Below are 18,281 nucleotides of genomic sequence, written 5' to 3' on the forward strand. Positions count from 1 at the left end.
TCCGTAGCTTTCCAACTTCGACGAACCTGCGATGTTCCGTAAGTGAGAGCATTTATCTCAGCCGAAACGAAGAGCTTCGTCAGGCACGCACCCAGTCACCAGTGAGTTGCCCTGTCCCTCGTGCGGAGCCCCAGTTGCTCCGTACGAACGGGTGCGCCCGACATGGTTGACGCGATCCCAAAGAAAACCGGAAGAGCGGACTTGGATCGCTTGACCTGGGCAAATATGATCCTGACGCCTTGCAGAGGGACTGGATGGAAATCGGTCGGGTCGAGCGCAAGCTCTCGGCGATCCTTGCGGCTGACCTCGCCGGGTACAGTCAACTGATGGGCGCTGACGAAGAAGGTGCCCTCGAGCGCTTGAACAGCCATCAACGTGACCACCTCGATCCCTGTATTGCCGTCGGCGACATCATCGAACAGGACGGTCACGTCTTGGGCGCGGGGGTCAACATCGCCGCGCGTCTGGAGAGGATCGCCGAGCCTGGCAGGATCTGCGTTTCCGAACGCGTGCAGGAACATGCAGCGGGAAAGATCGGCCTGCGCATCGAGGACTCGTGACGTCCGGCGGAGTGCCCAGAATTTTGCCTGGTATCGTCGCGCCTCATCCATTCGGCCCAGCTGAGCATTTGCCGCGAACATAACAGCCTGAGGGCTGGCCGTTTGGCGACGCCCGCTTTTGGTGAATGGACTGAACCCGGGAACCGACTGTCATGAGGCGCGAAGCCGCCGTTCGCGTCGTGAAAGACATACCTCCACATCGGTGAGATTGTGGAATAGCGGTGACCAACCTGGACTAAGATCTAGGGTCAAAGGGGGCGCTCACGAGCCGCCTAATCGATAGACCGGGATGCCGAGCTTGCGGGCCTTGTCGGCGAGGTTCTCCTGAATGCCGGTGCCGGGAAAGATGATGACGCCGATCGGCATGACCGCCAACATCTGGTCGTTGCGCTTAAAGGGAGCGGCCTTGGCGTGTCTGCTCCAGTCGGGCTTGAAGGCGACCTGCGGCACCTTGCGATGATCGGCCCAGCCGGCGGCGATCTTTTCGGCGCCTTTGCGTGATCCGCCGTGCATCAACACCATGTCGGGGTGCTTGGCACGGATTTGGTCGAGCTTTGCCCAGATCAGCTCGTGATCGGCGGTATCGCGGCCGGAGAAGGCGATCTTGGAGCCAGCGGGCAACATGACGTCGGCTTCCGCGCGCCGCCTGGCCGCGAGGAAGTCGCGGCTATCGATCATTGCGGCGGTGAGATGGTGGTGGTTTACCATCGACCCCGTGCGCGGTCGCCAGGCAGAACCGGTGTACTGATCGTAGTGTTCGGCGGCCTGGTCACGCATCAACTCGAAGGCATCGCGCCGTTCGATCATGGTCTGGCCCTGGGCGGTGAGTGTCTCGAGTTCAACCGCCTTGATCTCGCTTCCGTCCTGCTCGCGCTGCAGGCGGCGCTGGGCCTGCTCATTGTCGTCCAGTTGCCGCTCGATCCGTTGTGCAGCTCGGTGGAAGACATTGGTGACGGACCAGAGCAGGTCATCAAGGTCGGGTTCGAGGCGCGTGTCGGCGAGGGTGCCGATGAGGGCGTCAAAGATGTCGGCCACGGCTCCGGCCACTTGGTCGCCACCGGGGAGCGGTCGCGGATCGGGCTCGTCCGCAAATGGTCGCCAGCCATAGAGCTGGAGTTCGGTGAGGATGTGATCGGTCGGAGAAGCGGCGTGGTGCGGTTCAATGTCGTCGTGCTCGCTCATGGGGATGCTCCCGTCGGTTTGACCGCGACCCTCGCGGCCTTCATGGCGACGAGAGCCCACGGGCGGGTTGGCCCGACACCCGAAGCGAAGCGGAGGGCCGGAGCGCAGCGGAGGATGGCGGCGGCCGGCTATTTTGCATCGCGATGGAAAGGCGTCGCGCCCAATCGCTGCCATTCGCGAGTGGTCGTGCGTCGCCGGAAAATAGTCGGCCGCCGCCATTGCCTGGCCGGCCAGTTCGTGGCCCGATCGCCCTCTCGAAGGCCGGGTCGCGGTTCTCTGCCGGCGGGCTACGCATCCATTGCGCCGCACCGGCACCGTGCGCCGCGCGCTTCCCCTCACGGCTCATGCCGCCTGTGTCAGGTAGCGGATACGATCTTTGCGCATGAGCTGATCCGCAATCGAGGACCGGAAGTCGACAAGTCCGAAATGGCGGAGGTCTTCGTTGAAGTCCTCCGTCACCGGCGACAGCACGATTGCCTCGATTCCGGCGTCCGTAGCGCGCTCTAGCAGGTTTTCTCGGGCACCGTCACCGGCCGGATCGTTGTCGCGGATGACATAGAGCCGGCGCAGGGTCGGCGGGAACAGGATGGCGGCAAGATGGGCTGCTGAGAGTGCCGCAGCCATCGCCATATCGGGCAAGGCGCATCTGAGCGATAGCGTCGTCTCGATGCCTTCGCCTGCCGCCATGACGCTGCCGGGTACGCCGAAGCGGACGGCGTTACCGAGAAGGTCACCCATTGCCCGACGCGGCGTGTCGACCGGTGCCTTGCCGGTGCCATCCGGTGCGAGCCAGGTGCGGTGCGCGCCGGTCAGATGTCCATCCAAGTTGGTAACGGCGGCAATCATTGCCGGCAAGGTCTCGGTCGGTCCATGATCGCCGGGCCGGTAGTAGCAGCGCGGATGGAACCGCAGCGATCCGGTGCCGGACAAAGTCGCAATGCCACGTCCACGCAAATAGGTTTCCACGAGGGTGCCGATGATGGGCTTCGACATGGCGACCAGTCGGCGAGCCGCTTCCGGAGATCCAATGGGGACCTGCGTGATCGGCGCGGCCAGTCGGGGTGGCATGGCATCTGGCATAGCGAGAAACAGGCGCGCCTCATCGGCGACGTCCCGGAAGTTGACCAGTCCGAGGGATTCGCGGATGACGTCGAGCAGGTCGCCATGCTCGCCGGTAGCGGCGTCGGTCCATTTGCCTGGCGGTCCCTTCGGGGATGGCTGCAGACGCACGAACATCGAGCGGCCCGGCGCATTGCGGACGTCGCCGACGCTCCAATAGTTGCCCTGGCGACGGCCATTGGAGAGGTAGTGGCGGCACACCGCCTCGGCATGTTCGGCGAGGCGGTGTGCGAGGTCGGATGCAGCGTGACGCGGAATCATGCAGCCTCCCGCTCACTGACCCGCTCGATTGGGAAGCGGTCGAGCACGCGCTCCAGCACGGCGAGCCCGTTGGCGTCGATCGGCACGAACATCCTGAGCTTCCACGAAATGATCTCGTGGAAGAGACCGTAGGCGGTGAGGCGCTCCCGCATCATGTCGGTGAAGCCCGACAGTTCGATGCGCCACGCGCCCATGACGCGGCTGCGGCGAAGCTGGAGACCCTCGGCGAGATCAAGGATCATCCGCCCGTCGATCAGCGCCGCGAGCGCCTGCTCGGGCGATAGCGATGCGACGCCTGTCGCCGTGGCGTTGGCGGCCCAGGCCGGCGTGACAAGGCGACCAATTATGCGCTCGCCCTCGTCGGTCTGAAGTCGAAAAACGCGGGTCGACTCGTTTGGCAGACGCTTCCAGATCGGCAACAACAGGCCCGTCACCATGTGCAGCACGGCATCGGCAAACTCGGGAGTCTCGGCGACCTCCGCATTCCATGCTGCAGCGAAAGCTTCACGGTGGGCCTCGACCCAGCGGGTTTCGCCCATAGCCTTGAGCGGCATGTTCTGGCCTTCCATTGGCCGGATCAGGCGGACCCGCGGCTCGATCTCGCCGTCGTCGAGCATGATGCTGGTGGTTGGGATCTGCACGGCGGCGCGGCCAGATTGCTCGTTGATCAGTAGGATGGCGCGCAAATCGCGAAGGTGATGGAGCGCCGCATCGAGCATGACGGGCCGATTGCGCTTGCGCTGGGTGATCGTCAGCAGCCGCGTTTCGGCGCCGGTGCGCGGATGGGCGTAGATGACCTGCCGGTCGGTGATGACGAAGCTCTCGGCCCGCAGGGTCTCCAGCCCGGTGTCATAGGTGCCCGAGGCGATGGCGCCACCGATCCGAGCGGCCAGAAGCTGCTCGAAGGCGCCGAACAGCACGCCCTGCACTTCGATGGTCAGCGCCAACAGGCGATTGAGGAAGGTGGTGATCGGCGGCAACTCGTCCTTGATGCCGTTGTTGTCCATCAGCTTGAGACCGGTCGCCGCCTCGAAACGCTGGAGTGTGCAACCCTCGACCTTGCCGCGTACGATCAGGAGATAGAGCTGCCGCAAGGCATCGCCGGCATAGTGGCTTTCAAGATTGTCCTCTGGCCGGAACAGCCCTTGGCCACCGGTCTGGCGCTGGCCGCGCGTGATTGCGCCCAACGTGTCGAGACGGCGGGCGATCGTCGAGAGGAAGCGCTTTTCCGCCTTCACATTGGTCGAGATCGGCCGGAACAGCGGCGGCTGCGCCTGATTGGTCCGATGCGTGCGGCCCAGGCCCTGGATGGCGGTGTCGGCCTTCCACCCGGCTTCGAGCAGATAATGCACACGCAGCCGCGTGTTCCGTGCCAAGAGTTCGGCATGGTAGGAACGACCCGTCCCGCCGGCGTCGGAAAACACCAGAACGCGCTTCTGATCGTCCATGAAGGACTGCGCCTCGGCCAGATTTGCCGACCCTGCTCGGTGCTCGACGACCAGGCGGTCGCGCTTGCGCACGATGCGGCGCGAGCGGCCAGTGACTTCGGCGACGAGGTCCGCGCCGAAATGTTGGACGATCTGGTCGAGCGCGCCGGGGACAGGCGTCAAGCTGGCGAGTTTCGCGATCAGCTCGTCGCGCCGGGCGACCGCCTCGCGGCTCTCGACCGGCTGGCCATCGCGGTAGACCGGGCGCGACGACAGATTGCCCTCCGAATCCGTGAAGGGCTCGTAGAGCTGCACCGGGAAGGAATGAGCGAGGTAGTCGAGGACGTATTCGCGCGGCGTGATGTCGACGCGAACATCGTTCCATTCCTCGGTCGGCAACTCGGCCAGCCGCCGCTCCATGAGCGCCTCACCCGTCGAGACGATCTGGACAACGGCCGCATGGCCCTCCTCCAGATCGCCGGTGATGGATTTGATCAGGGTCGGTGTCTTCATGCTGGTCAACAAATGGCCGAAGAAGCGCTGCTTGGCGCTTTCAAAGGCGCTGCGCGCGGTCGACTTGGCCTGGGCATTGAGCGTGCCGGTGCTGCCGGTGATGTTGGCCGCCTGCATCGCAGCATCGAGATTGTTGTGGATGACGCCGAAGGCCCCAGCGTACGCGTCATAGATGCGGACCTGTTCGGGCGTCAGCTCATGCTCGAGCAGTTCGTATTCGACACCGTTGAAAGAGAGCGAGCGGGCGGTATAGAGGCCAAGTGCCCTGAGGTCGCGTGCCAGTACTTCCATCGCCGCCACGCCGCCAGCCTCGATCGCCTCGACGAACTCGGCGCGGGTCGAGAATGGAAAATGCTCGCCGCCCCAGAGGCCGAGCCGCTGGGCATAGGCGAGATTGTGCACGGTGGTGGCGCCAGTCGCCGACACATAGACGATGCGGGCATTCGACAGGGCGTGCTGTAGCCTCAGGCCGGCACGGCCTTGCTGGGAGGGAGCGGCGTCGCCGCGTTCGCTCTTGCCGCCACCGGCATTTTGCATGGCGTGCGCCTCGTCGAAGATGATGACCCCATCGAAATCCGGACCCAACCATTCGACGATCTGCTTGACCCGCGAAAGCCTCTCGCCGCGATCGTCGGACCGCAGCGTGGCATAGGTGGTGAACAGGATGCCGTCCGCCAGCGTGATCGGCCTGCCCTGCGGGAAGCGGGAGAGCGGGGTGACCAGCAAGCGCTCCATGCCGAGCGCGGACCAGTCGCGCTGCGCATCCTCGATGAGCTTGTCTGACTTGGAGATCCAGACGGCCTTGCGACGGCCCTGCATCCAATTGTCTAGGATTACGGCGGCGGACTCGCGGCCCTTGCCTACACCGGTACCGTCGCCGATCATGAAGCCTTGCCGGAAGCGCACGGCCCGCGCCGCGTCATCTGCCGCCGCGCTAATTACGTCAAAGGTATCGTCGAGCGTCCAGGCGCCGGCGAGATACTCGGCGTGAGCATCGCCCGCATAGATGACGGTCTCGAGCTGCGCGTCCGAGAGCAGGTCAAGGACGTTCTTCGGCAGGCGCGGCCGATAACTCGGCTTGGGCGGCGCGACCGAGGCCATGGCCGCCGATTGCACGAGTTGGGTGGGGTGCGGCTGCGCGCCGGGAATGCGGATCGCCTGAAGCGCGTAGTCCTCGTAGATGGCGTCGCTGATGTGGCCGCCCTCGGCGGCCTTCCAGTCGAGCACCTCATAGGCGAGCTCAACGGCATCGGGACCAGTGAGCGGTGGCCGCGGTGTTATTCTTGCCGTGGGACCAAGATAGCCGCGCACTGTGCGGGGTGCGGCCGACGACGATGTGGGAGTTGCACCTGCGGGTATGGTGACCGGCAGCCGTGCCGGCACATGCTCGCCGACCCATGCGATCAGCGTCGCGGCATCCGGGGCAACGCCCTGATCTGGCGGGAACACGTCCGGATCGTCCGCCGGCACCCGGTCGATGACGGTGAGGCGTGTCGGAAAGGTCGTGCCATGCTTGGCATAGGCCAAGCCGTCGATGGCGGCGGAGAAGACGATGCGGCCACGTTCCTGCAGGCGAGTAAAGGCGGCGGTCCAGGCCGGGTGGTCGGGCGCGAAGTTCGCACCGGTAATCGTCACCAGCCGCCCGCCGGGCGCAAGGCGCGCCAGGGCCGAGGCGATGTGCCGCCAGGCCGCGTCGCCCATGCGGCCCTCGACGTTGGCCATGACCGAAAAGGGCGGGTTCATCAGCACCACGCTCGGCACGGCGCCGGGATAGAGATGGTCGTCGATCTGGGCGGCGTCGAAGCGGCTGGCGCAGACGGCCGGAAAGAGGCCGGAGAGAAGTGCCGCGCGGGTTTCGGCAAGCTCGTTGAGAATGAGCGAGGCGCCGGCTATCTCGGCCAGGATGGCGAGCAGCCCGGTGCCGGCGGAAGGCTCCAGCACACGGTCGGCCGGCGTGATGGCAGCGGCCGTTGCGGCGACCATGCCGAGCGGAATCGGCGTCGAGAACTGCTGGAAGGTCTGTGCTTCTTCGGATCGGCGGGTATGCGTCGGCATGAGCCGGGCGATCTTCGACAATGCTGACAGCCGGAGAGCCGGAGACGCGGCCTTGCGGAACAACGCCTTTCCGTACTTGCGCAGGAAAAGGACCGTCGCAGCCTCGCAGGCATCGTAGGCCTGCTTCCAGTCCCAGGCGCCGGCGGCGTCGGAGGCGCCGAATGCGGCTTCCATCGCCGCGCGCAGCTTTGGCGCGTCGATGCTGTCGCCGCGCTCGAGATGGGGAAGCAGAAGGCCGGCGGCGGCGAAGATAGCGCCGGCTGCACCGGTTTGAGAGAGCGGGAGCGGCGCGGCTGCGGGAACTGCCACAGCGGGCGAGATCATGTACATGGTGTGAACCTCGGGAGAGCGGGGACAGGATCGAGCCGCGCGGCGCTCTCTCTGGACCGTGCGGATTCAAAACCATCCCGGCTCGCCTCTCCCTCTCTGGCCTCCACCGAAGCCAAAATGAAACAAGCGCCCCGCCATGAGGTGGAGCGCTTGCCGGTATCAACCGATCTCGATCATATTCCGCCGTCAGGCCCCGACTTCTGTAGGAAACCATTGGCGCTGTCGGGATCGGGCGGCAGGTAGGCATCATAGGGATTGCCGTCGGCAAGATGAGCGAACGGCGTGAACTCGTAGTGAAGAAGAAAGGGCCGAGCGACCCGCGCCACTCCGCCGACGGTGCTATCCGGCGGCGACCGCGTGTGCGGCAGTCTCATGGGTGGCCGAGCCGTCCTCGTCATCACCGGCCAGGAATTCGGGGAGGTCAGCTTCCTCGCCCACATTCGGCCGGGCGGCGTCATTGCCGCGAAGGCGGAGCGGTTCGGGTAGCCAGCCACTATCGGCCAGGAGGCGCTCGGCCTCTTTGGCCATGTCGGCCTTCTTGAGATGGTCGATAAGCTGGGCGGCCTGGTCGCCGGCGCCTTCGCGCACGGCTTCGAGAATGCGGGACTTGGTGACGCGACCGAGATAGTTATCCACCGTCGGCCGCCAGCCGGCATCTACCATGTCAAGCCCGGTGGCACGGGACAACCGATCGGCTTCACGCCGGCGCTGATCGAGTCCATGCTGGGAAACGCCGCTGCCGTAGGGATTGGGTCGTTCGAACAAGGCGTTGATCCCATAGCTGACGCAATGCGCCAGCAGCGTCTGCCGGCTTGCTTCATCGAGTCCGTCGAGCCACGCCCATAGGGCCTCGTCGTCATCCAGTGGAATGTCGCTCTTCCATGCCTCATGGCGCTCATGGACGGCCTTGGCCGCAGGGCTGTCCTTGAGACCGACGTCCTGCCACGGCAAGTGGACATGTCGGACGAAGGCCTCGACGCAGCCGATGGCGGAACGCTGACCGAAGGTGTCGAGGACGAGCCGGTGCAAGAGCGCCGTGATGGCCACATGCTGGTTCTCGGCCAGTGCGTTGCGCAGCGCCAACGTGCGATGGGCAGTAAGTTCGATGACCAGGCGCTCGGGTAGCGGCTTGATGGTGTCGCCGTCATCCTCCTCAGGCTCGGACGCCTGCGCGCCGATGGTGATAATCGCGCGGGCCGAAGGATTGTGTCTGCTGTCTTCGTTCTCGGTGGCGCAACCTGGCTCGGCCGAGTGGCCGTCGACCGCCTGCATCGCTTCGTCCTCGGGGCGCACATGGGCCCGATCGACGACGAGATCGCCATCACGATCGATGCTGATGAACACACCGGCGCGGGCGATCTCGGCCCCATCGTAGTGCATCGGCCGGCTCTCGAAGGCCTCAAGCGCGGTCTCGATTTGACCGAGGCGCTGATCGACATCGTCGGGGAGTTCGTCGGATTCGCCATACTCGGCTTCCAGCCGGTCGTACTCCGCCCGCAGGGCTTCGCGTTCCGCCCGCTCCGCGTCGGTCAGACCGACGGGGGTGCCAGCGATTGCCCGCAGACCGTGATTGTACCCGTAGGGCAGATCGGCATCGACCACGATCCACTTCCAGCCCTCCGCCGCGATCTCGTCGGCGATCGACTTCAGCCTATCGCCGACCAAGCGGTCGAGCAGAGCGGGGTCCTGCAGCCAGCCGCCATTGTCGGCCTCGAACAGGTCGCGCAGCACCACGCCGCCGGCAGCGACATACGCGTCGACACCGACGAACAGCGCCCGGCGATCGCTTGCCCGCACAGTGGTCTCCGTCAGCAGGCGCCGGATCTGCTGCGGCTCCTTCGACCAGGAGTTTTCGAGCGCCTCCCAGACCTGCTCCTGACGGGCGTGATCGTCGGTCACGGTGAACGCCATGAGCTGCTCGAGCTTCATGCCATCCTGCTCGTAAATCTCCTGCAGCTTGGCCGAAACCCTGGCCAGCCTGAGGCGCTGCTGCACGAATGTTGCGGAGACGAAGAAGCGTGCGGCAATCTCCTCATGGCTCGCGCCCTGGTCATGAAGTGTCTGGAAGGCGCGAAACATGTCGAGCGGATGTAAATCTTCGCGCTGAAAATTCTCGGCCAGCGAGTCCTCCTCGATCGGGACCGCGCTGTGGGCGTCGCTTATGACGCAGGGAACTGGCTCGGTCTTGCTCATGCGCTTCTGCTTGACCAGCAGTTCCAGCGCGCGATAGCGGCGCCCGCCAGCCGGCACCTCAAACATGCCGGTCTCGTTGCCCTCGCCGTCCAACACTGGCCGGACGTTGAGGCTCTGGAGCAGGCCGCGCCGAGCGATCGACGCGGCGAGGTCCTCTATGGTTTCCCCGCGCTTGATGCGCCGGACATTGGACTGGCTCAGCATCAGCTTGTTGAAGGGGATGTCACGTGAAGCGTTGAGGGTGATCTTCTGCTTGGGCGTAGCCATGTGGACTATCTCCGCGACGGGCGGCCGAAACTCTCTCGTCCTCCAAACCCGTCAAAAAAGACGGGCGCAGCCCTCTCACTCTGCGGACTGAGCCGCACCGAAGATCCAGAGGTGGGGACAGGGCCGCAGACACGACTGCATCTGCGGCTTGCGGATTACAAGCTGAGATCTCACTCGCCGTCTCGGCCAGATTGGCCGGCATGGTCGAGTTGCGTTCGGCGTCGCGAAGGTTTCCGCCCCGGCGGACCGCCTCTGCCCAGACGGAAATCGGCAGGTCGGTGCCAAAGAGCATGTCCCGCTCGATGCCGATGCCGAAAGGCAGCCGGATCGACGTCATCTCGAGCGCGGTTGCGAGCCAATTCCTTCGCCGAGTTGATTTGAAGAGCTTCACCACCCGTACGTGTTCGGCGTCGCGATCGCGGCTATTGGCGAGCAGGCACGCGCAGTTCCTCGGTGAGAACGATCATGCCGCCCTCTTCTCGATTTCGACCTCATCGACGCTGGCGGGCCCTGCCCTGGTTCCGTTGTCGGGTTGCGGAAGGAAGGCGAGCAACCAGTCGGCTGCCTTGCTGGCTTGGGAGGCGGCACGCACGATGGCTCGGTTGTCTTCGCGCAGGACGTCGAGCCAGGAGGCCAGGTAATCGGCGTGGCGCACGGTCGGCGCAATACCTCGCGAGGCGCAGCAGAAGGCTGCGTTCATTTCGGCGACCAGTTCCTCGAAAGCATATCGCTTTGTGCCGAAGGCGCCGCCGAGGTCACGGCCGACGCGGGAGGGATGGCCGGTCGCATGGCCAAGCTCGTGCAGGGCGGTGCGGTGCCAGTCAATGGTCTCGAAATACGCCTGCGGAGGCGGCACCTGCACGTAGTCGTGCGCCGGCACATAATAGGCGCTATTGCCGCCGATGCGGAAATCGATCCCTGTCGCCTTGATCAGTGCCTCGACGGCCGGTTCGATCAGTCCGGGCTCTGGTGCGGGCGGAAAAACCGCCAGATCGTCGGGCAGATTTTCGCATTGCGCGACGTTGAAGACGGTGAAGCGCTTCAGAAACTGTATGGCCCGTGCTGCCTCGCCGGTCTCCCGCGCGCGTTTCTTCTCGTCGTCAGGGATGAAGCGGTCAGAATAGACGACGGTGGTCCCGTGTTCGCCCTTGCGGACATGGCCGCCCAGCGATAGCGCCTGGCGGAAAGTCAGCCAGCCCTGGACGGGAAAGCCATGCTCGACGACCGCACCCCACAGGATCAGCACGTTGATCCCCGAATAGGCTCGGCCAGAGGCGGCATTGGCCGGCATGGCGAGGGGTGCTTGCGCCGCCGCCGTGCCCCAGGGCACCCAGGGAAAGCGCCCAGCCTCCAGCTCGGCGATGATCTTGTTGGTGATGTCATCATAGAGGCTTGCCCGGTCGGCGCCGGCGCGAGCGTAATGTCTGGACATCGGGTTTCTCCGCGACGGGCGCCGGAGGCCTCTCCTCCAGCTCTCAACCCGTCACGGCAAACCGGTCCGTACTCTCGCTCTAGAGGCTAGCCCAGGCCTCGAAGGGGGACGCTCCCGGACTTGGGGCAAAGGCGGTCCGCGCCAATCAGTAGTGTCGCTGACCTATGGTTATTGCTGCCGGACTGCGTGCCGAATGCGGTCGGTAAGCGTTTGTGCGACGTCGAAATAACCTTCCCAGGCTTCGCGCAACTGAGCCCGCGCGGCGGCGGCGAAGACATCGAAGCCGTTGGCGTTTTTCGCAGGTGGGCAACTCATCCCAGCTGACAGGCACCGCGCACGACGCCCCCGCGCGTGCCCGAGTCGACCAGGGGCAGATTGCAGTGGAGCCCTGGCCGTTGCGCAGGTAATCGAGAAACATTCGGCCCTTGCGCTTCGCCTTGCTCATATTGGCGACGAAGCGCGACGGATCTGTACGGGCCAGCAGTTCGGCGCAGTCCTGGCAGAAGCTCTTGACCTCGTCCCAGTCTGCCTCCGGGAGGAGCAGGACGACCACATGAACGCCCTTGCCGCCGGACAGCAACGGCCACGACTGCAATCCAAGCGCTTCCAGAATGCTCCGAATGTCGAGGGCTGCCTGCTTGACGGCAGCAAAGCCCAAGCCCTGTCGGGGTCGATGTCGAAGATCATGCGGTGCGGCAGATCCGGCTGCTGGCGACGGCTTCCCCAGATGTGGAATTCGAGCACGTTCGTCTGGACGCCCGCGATCAGCCCAGCCAAGTCATCGACCACGAGATGCGGCTTTCCTTACCGGACACCTTCTCCAAGTGGCCATCATGGATGGCCCTGGGCACGCCTGGCAGGTTGTGCTTCTGAAAGAAGGTCTGCTGCAGGTCGCCGTGAGTATCGCGCACCAGCGACAGCGGCCGATCCTGAATGTGCGGCAGCATCTTCTCGGCGACCACTGCGTAGTAGGCGGCGAGCGTGGATTTGGTCACCTTGGTGCCTGGATACATGACCTTGTCCGGATGCGTCAGCTTGACGCCGACAGCAGCGGCGATCTCGTTGCCGGATCGAGATTGGCCGAGTCTCTGGGCCGTTTGCGCCTTTTGTTGAGAGTGCCGTCTACTCGGACATGAGGAACTCGGATACATGTCAATACGCTGCCTGGGATTCGGTTCCATGCCCAAGCACCGCGCCGGCGACCGTCGGCGCTCAAGGAAGAACGGCGCATAAGCCGCAGTCCTGCGCGCAGCCGCAACAGCGGACAATTGTCACGCGCAGGACGGAGGAAATTCGCCCCCCGCCGCGGGCGGTGAACAGGACAGCCGTAGGAGCGTCAGCATAGCGCCGGCCGCAGGACGGGACGCGGGACCGACTGTCCCCGTCCGCGGTGGTCCGCATGTTTTGGTTCGAAGCCCACCGGCTGAGATCGCGCAGTTCAGTTCTCGACAGTCCGACCGCTGATCCGCGATGATGCAAACAGGATTGAACCACACCAGAGCCGAGTTTGGCTGCAAGAAATCGATTTGGTCTTGCACCCTTTCGGCTTCTTCCTCAATTGCGTTGCAGCTTGTGAATTCCAAGCCTGACAGGCCCTCCCCTGTCACAACTCGTGCAGAAAAGCGCTCGCTCGCCGAACTGACAATGCGGCTTTTCCATTGCGCTCGATGAGGCGTTTTGCCGTTGCATGGTGCGAACATGATCTGCAACAAGCTCGCAACACATGCCACTCGCGAAATGTCGAGCGCCCATACAGGCCACCGTGAACGCTGCCAGGCGCTCTCAAGCGTCAACGCCGGTTGCTGTTTAGCTGGCCACGTCCCTTGGCACGCTTTCGGTCGGAGAAAAGCGAATATCCGCCGTCCTCCCGAAATCTGCAGCGACGCATGAGCCCCGGGCTTGACCCATTGCGTCGCCGAGATTTATTCCCTTGGGCGCCGGCATGGTGTGCCCCAGGAACCTCTTCCACAGTCGCTAGCCAATAGCGGGGCTCGAATTGATGCGGCTGAGCCCACAAATTGGTCGATCGCGCGGCCAATCGAAAGCCATGAAGAGAGGTGGAAACCCTGTAGTGCCGAAGTATCACGTTGAGGGGATGGATGGTGCTACGCAGACGGCCATACGGACAGTCAACGCCCATGTGGGCCGGTAAGCATCCGAATGCACTCTGCGCGCAAGTGAACCCCTTGCGCTAACGCTTCGACGCGCCATCAAAGCATTGACCATGTTGGGGGGCGATCGCACCGCTGATGGCCAGCGAAGGCCAACAAGTGGTCCGGCTACCCTTGGAGCCAATCCGCATTTCTGGCGATTTTTCCCTGGAGCAATCAGTGCATTGACATGAACTCGGCCGTTTTATTGTTCCTTGCTGAGTGCAGGTAATCGTGCCGGAACTCAGCAAGAAAGGCCAGTCCTTCCCAATCATGGATGGTCAATTGGCCATTCACAAGTGATGTAAGGTGCTTCTCCCGAAGAGACTTGAGCGTGCGGTTGATGTGGACTGCCGACAGCCCTGTCGCCTCGCCAAGGTCAGCTTGAGTCACACCAAAAGCGCAGGTTTGATCGGACGCAAGTCCGGCATCTTCCATACGTAGCATGATTTCACAGAGAAGGTGGGCCACTCGGCCAAGCGCTTGGCGCTTCCCGACATTGACCACCCATTCGCGAAAAATCGATGCATCAACCAGTGTCGTTCGCCAAAGATTTGCCGCCAGCCTGGGGTGGCGTTCGCAGAGCAGCCGGATAGCCGAGTGATCTATGAAGCCAACACTGCAAGCGCTCACCGTTCGAACGTCGCTATCCAACAGATCGAGGTGCAGGCTCAACAGATCGGGCATGTCGCCAGGCACATGATAAGCAGTGACCTGACGCTTCCCGTCTCCTGTTACCTTCGAGGTGCTGGCTAAGCCCAGCCAGGACCATTATGCACCGGGACGGCTGGTCGCCTTCCCGGACCAAGTTCTGGTTTGCGCCAATCGCAACGATCCTTATTCTTACCGCGTCGAGAGCTTGACGCTCACCTGACGTGAGGGTGAAGGCACGATGGAACTTGGCGGTTAAGGGGCTTTGATAAAGCATGTCGGCTCTCCGTTTGGGCGGGAGCGCTATGGTCTCTCAGTCACCCGCGGCCAGCAGAACGCGAATGATGCCCGACCTTATATCATAAACACCGGACCGACTTAACCTGTGATAAGTCTGGCACTGCTTCCGATGGTCCTTTCCCCATCGGCAAACACAGGCTCAACAGGATTGGTGCTTACGAGGGAAGCGGCCCATCATCGGGCCTCGAGTTGCGCAGCTGCGGCAGCAGCTATAATAGATCGTTCTCAAATTCGAGGACTCACACCATGACCGACGCCCCCGACCACGCCGCTGAACTGGTAGAACTCACGGCGGATGTGGTATCCGCGTACGTCAGCAACAATCCCGTGCCGGTCGCGGGCTTGGCGGACCTGATAGCCTCAGTGCACGCGCGTCGCTGTCTGGGATTGGCCATCGCGTGGCTGCCGCGACCGAAGAACCAGTGCCTGCGGTAAATCCAAAGAGGTCAGTATTTCCCGATTACATCATCTGTCTTGAAGATGGTAAGCGGTTCAAAACCCTTCGGCGACATCTGCGCGTGGATTTCGGTCTCACTCCTGACGCGTATCGAACGAAGTGGAACTTGCCATCCACTTATCCGATGGTCGCTCCCAACTATGCGGCCTCACGGTCTGCCATGGCGAAGTCGATCGGTCTGGGTAGGAAGGCACCGCAGCCCACGGCAACTGCAACGGGCAAGGCAAGGCCGACGGCTAAGGCTAAAGCGTAGCTTCCGCGATCACACCATTACCACCGCGGCACCAATCGGCGATGTATGCATCGCGGCGGACCTGTCCGCTCTTGGCCGGTGCCCACCCAGGTTCCCCAACCCATGGCGCCGGCCATTTGTGGCCCACACCTCAGCTTCGTATTGCTGCCCAATCTTTTCTTGTTGAAGGCCGCTTACGACGTTAATCTCCGCTTGGCCAGATTGCTGGGAGGCAACGCCATGGCTGACATAATTCCAATTCGCAAAGCACGCCCTTGTGTCGAAGTTGGCAAACCCTGTGGCGAGTGGTTTGTCCGCGTGATCGAGAAGACCAGGAACTCACCCGATCATTCAAGCTCGAATCCTATGCCTTGGCCTTTGCAGAAGGCCAAAGGTCGCGTCTGCATCTCAACACGTTTTCGCGGCTGTAGAGCAAGCCTATGCAGAGGTCCGCAGGGTTACTGGCGAATTTGGGCGATAGCATCGAAGCCATCGCCGGCCACATTGCGACCATGGAAACGCGACAACTGCACCAATAGCTCAAGTCGTTGCCATCGAGATCGGAAATCGCCAGCGCGGAAATGGTGATGGGCATCCCCGTCTATCGAGAGGTTGAACTGCGCCGCCGGCGGGGGACGGGCGGCAACGTGCTGCCCTTCCCCGGTCTCGGGACTCCACCTATCCAGCACTAGGCAGCGACGCCGGACCTGTAAGAGGCCATCGGATAGCGCATCCCTGTCGGTGATTGTTCACGTTCTTGAGCAGCACTTCATGCGGATCCTGCACGGCCTGGTGATTGTCGCAGATCGGCGACAATCGGGCCGACGATTGCCTTGTGCAGCCGTTCCGCCTCGATCTTGAAGCGGGCGAGCTGTTCCTGCGAAACGTGTTGTGAGGGGTTTTCGTCTTGACCATGGTAGCGAACTCCGTTGAGGGGATCGCCGCAAACGGTTCTTGCACAAAAAAGCCCGTCGCGGTGAGCGACAGGCTATTATGACATCAGGGATTAGAACTTGTAGGCGATGCCGAAGCGAACCTCGTTGGTCTTCAGATCAACGTCGGCATTGACCAGACCACCAAAGGATTCTGTACCGAAGTCGGTATAGCGATACTCGCCTCGCAGCAGCAGATTGTCGGTCATGGCATAATCCAAGCCCACGCCTATCGTCCATCCTGTGAATGTATCTCCGAACGAAGGTCCGCCTCCATTATTACTTATGTCGACATCGCCAAACGCAACGCCACCCGCAATATAAGGAAGAAAGCGATCAACGGCATATCCTAGGCGCAGTCTTGCCGCCGCACTCCAGTTGAGTTCTTCGGTGGCGATGCCGCCCGGGATCGGGATACCAGGAGCGCTGAAGACTTGGCCGCTGCCATCAACATTCGCATATACGACGTCCAGCTCCGCGCCAATCACAATGTTATTGGACATCTGATAGTTGTAACCGGCGTAGACGCCACCAAGGAACCCGTCGGGATCTGTGTCGACAAAGCCCGGCCCACCGATTTCGTCTATGTTGCCATTCCCCCAAGCATAGCCTGCCTGTAGGCCGACATACCCACCCGTCCAGCTAAAGACCGGCGCGGCTTCTGCAACGATGGCATCGGCAGCATACGCCGACGAAGCCAGCAGAGACAACGACAGACCAAGAAGCAGCTTCTTCATAGGTGATCTCCTGTAACTAACCTTTTTGGTAGCAGAGCGCGCCGATTGATGCAGTTGTTTTTCTGCCACAGTTGGCCGAATTCAAATCGGCCGCCCGCACTTACATGAGAACCTTATGCCAACTCGCTGGTGGCGATCGGATCGCCCCTCGCCACAGTGGGCAACTGCTCGGCCACCCAAACTGTCCGGAACCTTCAGGCCGGGAACACTCATTCCGGTATCCCAGAATTAACATCGAGGAGGGTACGATAAAGGCTGTCGACCTCCTTGTCGTCGAACGCCTCGGTCAGCTCGCTTTCCGCAATCCCCTCAGCCTCTGCGTCGGCGATTAGGCGCTTTGCGAGCTGCTCGATCTCCGCTCGCTCTTTCGGCGCACCGGCGTCGGATAGATCGTGTTTTTTTATCCATTGGTTCAAAAATAGGACGGCCGGCTTGCTCATTCGGAAACACCTGGGGCAAAGTGCACGACGGCATCGACCAGCGTCCGATATAGGCTATCAACCTCTTCGTCGATCTCTTCGCGCTCGATCGTCAAGGCTTTAGCGTCGGCATACAATTTGTGTATGTACTCACTTACCGAAACGGCGTCGGTTTTAGCCGTTTCGGGGAAATTGTTGCCGATCCAGCAATCGAGAAAGTTGACGCCGCGTGTGCTCATGAAGCCTAAGCTCGATCCAGCGCTTAGGTTCCAGCAGGGCGCTCGACGGCAGCTTCGTCGACCTCGGCTTCCATTTCGTCGTTGACAGTCTTGGTCTTGCCGAAGGCGGCCACCGGCTCACCGTCAAAGCCCTGCAGCCACGCGTCGGCATGCTCTCCCCAGTAGGCTGGCACCGCACGTCTCCTTGCCATCCTTGCTCGCTTGGGCGTACATCCAGGCGTAGGTGGCGCGCTCCTGATCTTTCCTAGCCACGGCCATCTGTGTCATCCTCTCGGAAGTCCTGCAGTGAGGCGTGGCGCAGGTCATCCTCGCCGCGCAGGTGCTTTACGCGGCCGATCAGCCCCGGCTTGACCCATTGCGTCGCAGGCCGCTTCATGACGCCCTTGGGCGCCGTGCCTGGGTGCTCTTGGACGCGTTTCCATAGCCTCTCGCGCATTTCCCGGTTCAAGGTGACGAACGCGCTGCCGACATAGCGCCCTGTGCCCCGCTCGGCCATGAGAGCGAAAGCCGGCTTGCCCGCTTCACGCTCGACGCCGAGCAGATCGAACTCGTCGATCGCATAGCACTTGGCCTTCAGCCAGTTGGCTGACGGACCGCTGCGGTATTTGCTGTCCTTCCGCTTCGACACCATGCCTTCAAGTCCGGCTTGGTCGAGCAAGTGAAGGATCGCCTTGGCTTCGCCGGGCAGAGGCTCGCTGAACTGAATACGCCGCCCGGGCTTGATCATGCTGGCCAGGATCTCGCGCCGCTCCTCTAGCGCCATATCGCGCAGATCGTGGCCGTTAAGATGAAGCAGATCAAAGGCAACAAAATACAAGTCGTGCT

At 62.7% G+C, this 18,281-nt stretch carries 15 protein-coding genes and 2 pseudogenes; 2 read left to right on the forward strand and 15 right to left on the reverse strand.

Features of this window, described 5'->3' with window-relative positions; translation table 11 throughout:
• Positions 1-254 precede the first annotated feature (254 nt).
• Positions 255-560, forward strand: coding sequence for a nucleotidyl cyclase domain-containing protein (locus NKI05_RS30995; RefSeq protein WP_031214161.1), 306 nt, complete (start codon positions 255-257; stop codon positions 558-560).
• Between the two features lie 261 nt (positions 561-821).
• Here the strand turns inward: NKI05_RS30995 and NKI05_RS31000 are convergent, their stop codons facing one another.
• The 10 genes and pseudogenes from NKI05_RS31000 to NKI05_RS31045 all read right to left on the reverse strand — a co-directional run bounded on the left by NKI05_RS31000 (position 822) and on the right by NKI05_RS31045 (position 14,176).
• Positions 822-1,742 (reverse strand): DUF2493 domain-containing protein, encoded by a 921-nt coding sequence (locus NKI05_RS31000; RefSeq protein WP_352794081.1) that lies wholly within the window; start codon positions 1,740-1,742, stop codon positions 822-824.
• Between the two features lie 342 nt (positions 1,743-2,084).
• On the reverse strand, positions 2,085-3,122 hold the full coding sequence (locus NKI05_RS31005; protein WP_352794083.1) for a DUF7146 domain-containing protein: 1,038 nt from the start codon (positions 3,120-3,122) through the stop codon (positions 2,085-2,087).
• Positions 3,119-7,447, reverse strand: a complete 4,329-nt coding sequence (locus tag NKI05_RS31010; RefSeq protein ID WP_352794085.1) for a strawberry notch-like NTP hydrolase domain-containing protein — start codon at positions 7,445-7,447, stop codon at positions 3,119-3,121. Before NKI05_RS31010 ends, NKI05_RS31005 begins: the two co-directional genes overlap by 4 nt.
• Positions 7,448-7,620: 173 nt before the next feature.
• Entirely contained in the window at positions 7,621-7,821 is a 201-nt protein-coding gene (locus NKI05_RS31015; protein WP_023673140.1) for a DUF6117 family protein, read from the reverse strand.
• Positions 7,787-9,907 (reverse strand): ParB/RepB/Spo0J family partition protein, encoded by a 2,121-nt coding sequence (locus NKI05_RS31020; protein ID WP_023815817.1) that lies wholly within the window; start codon positions 9,905-9,907, stop codon positions 7,787-7,789. The genes NKI05_RS31015 and NKI05_RS31020 overlap by 35 nt, the downstream gene beginning before the upstream one ends.
• Complete coding sequence (locus NKI05_RS32330) at positions 9,864-10,244, reverse strand: DUF2958 domain-containing protein (protein WP_502898783.1); 381 nt, start codon at positions 10,242-10,244, stop codon at positions 9,864-9,866. Before NKI05_RS32330 ends, NKI05_RS31020 begins: the two co-directional genes overlap by 44 nt.
• A 126-nt stretch (positions 10,245-10,370) precedes the next feature.
• Positions 10,371-11,339 carry an ArdC family protein gene (locus NKI05_RS31030; protein ID WP_023829564.1) on the reverse strand — a complete coding sequence of 323 codons (969 nt, stop codon included), beginning with the start codon at positions 11,337-11,339 and terminating at the stop codon, positions 10,371-10,373.
• Between the two features lie 145 nt (positions 11,340-11,484).
• A pseudogene (gene ligD, locus NKI05_RS31035) lies at positions 11,485-12,128 on the reverse strand (non-homologous end-joining DNA ligase LigD).
• Positions 12,104-12,520, reverse strand: a complete 417-nt coding sequence (gene ligD / locus NKI05_RS31040) for a non-homologous end-joining DNA ligase LigD (RefSeq protein WP_155927363.1) — start codon at positions 12,518-12,520, stop codon at positions 12,104-12,106. The pseudogene ligD (NKI05_RS31035) and the gene ligD (NKI05_RS31040) overlap by 25 nt, the downstream one beginning before the upstream one ends.
• 1,146 nt (positions 12,521-13,666) lie before the next feature.
• Positions 13,667-14,176 carry a Crp/Fnr family transcriptional regulator gene (locus tag NKI05_RS31045; RefSeq protein WP_352794088.1) on the reverse strand — a complete coding sequence of 170 codons (510 nt, stop codon included), beginning with the start codon at positions 14,174-14,176 and terminating at the stop codon, positions 13,667-13,669.
• A gap of 510 nt (positions 14,177-14,686) precedes the next feature.
• On the opposite strand from NKI05_RS31045, the pseudogene NKI05_RS31050 reads away from it, so the two are divergent.
• Positions 14,687-15,150 (forward strand): annotated as a pseudogene (locus tag NKI05_RS31050) (Ros/MucR family transcriptional regulator).
• A gap of 985 nt (positions 15,151-16,135) precedes the next feature.
• Here the strand turns inward: NKI05_RS31050 and NKI05_RS31055 are convergent.
• The 5 genes from NKI05_RS31055 to NKI05_RS31075 form a co-directional block, all read right to left on the reverse strand.
• Positions 16,136-16,798 (reverse strand): outer membrane protein, encoded by a 663-nt coding sequence (locus tag NKI05_RS31055; RefSeq protein WP_023673148.1) that lies wholly within the window; start codon positions 16,796-16,798, stop codon positions 16,136-16,138.
• A gap of 209 nt (positions 16,799-17,007) precedes the next feature.
• Positions 17,008-17,238 carry a DUF768 domain-containing protein gene (locus NKI05_RS31060; protein WP_023673149.1) on the reverse strand — a complete coding sequence of 77 codons (231 nt, stop codon included), beginning with the start codon at positions 17,236-17,238 and terminating at the stop codon, positions 17,008-17,010.
• Positions 17,235-17,456, reverse strand: coding sequence for a DUF768 domain-containing protein (locus NKI05_RS31065; protein ID WP_352445054.1), 222 nt, complete (start codon positions 17,454-17,456; stop codon positions 17,235-17,237). The genes NKI05_RS31060 and NKI05_RS31065 overlap by 4 nt, the downstream gene beginning before the upstream one ends.
• A gap of 23 nt (positions 17,457-17,479) precedes the next feature.
• Positions 17,480-17,629 (reverse strand): hypothetical protein, encoded by a 150-nt coding sequence (locus NKI05_RS31070; RefSeq protein ID WP_023673151.1) that lies wholly within the window; start codon positions 17,627-17,629, stop codon positions 17,480-17,482.
• A 71-nt stretch (positions 17,630-17,700) separates the two neighbouring features.
• Positions 17,701-18,281: ATP-dependent DNA ligase (locus NKI05_RS31075; RefSeq protein ID WP_502898782.1), on the reverse strand; the 581-nt coding region annotated here is incomplete at its 5' end.

This window comes from Mesorhizobium sp. M0771 (genome assembly GCF_040320155.1).
Taxonomy (GTDB): domain Bacteria; phylum Pseudomonadota; class Alphaproteobacteria; order Rhizobiales; family Rhizobiaceae; genus Mesorhizobium.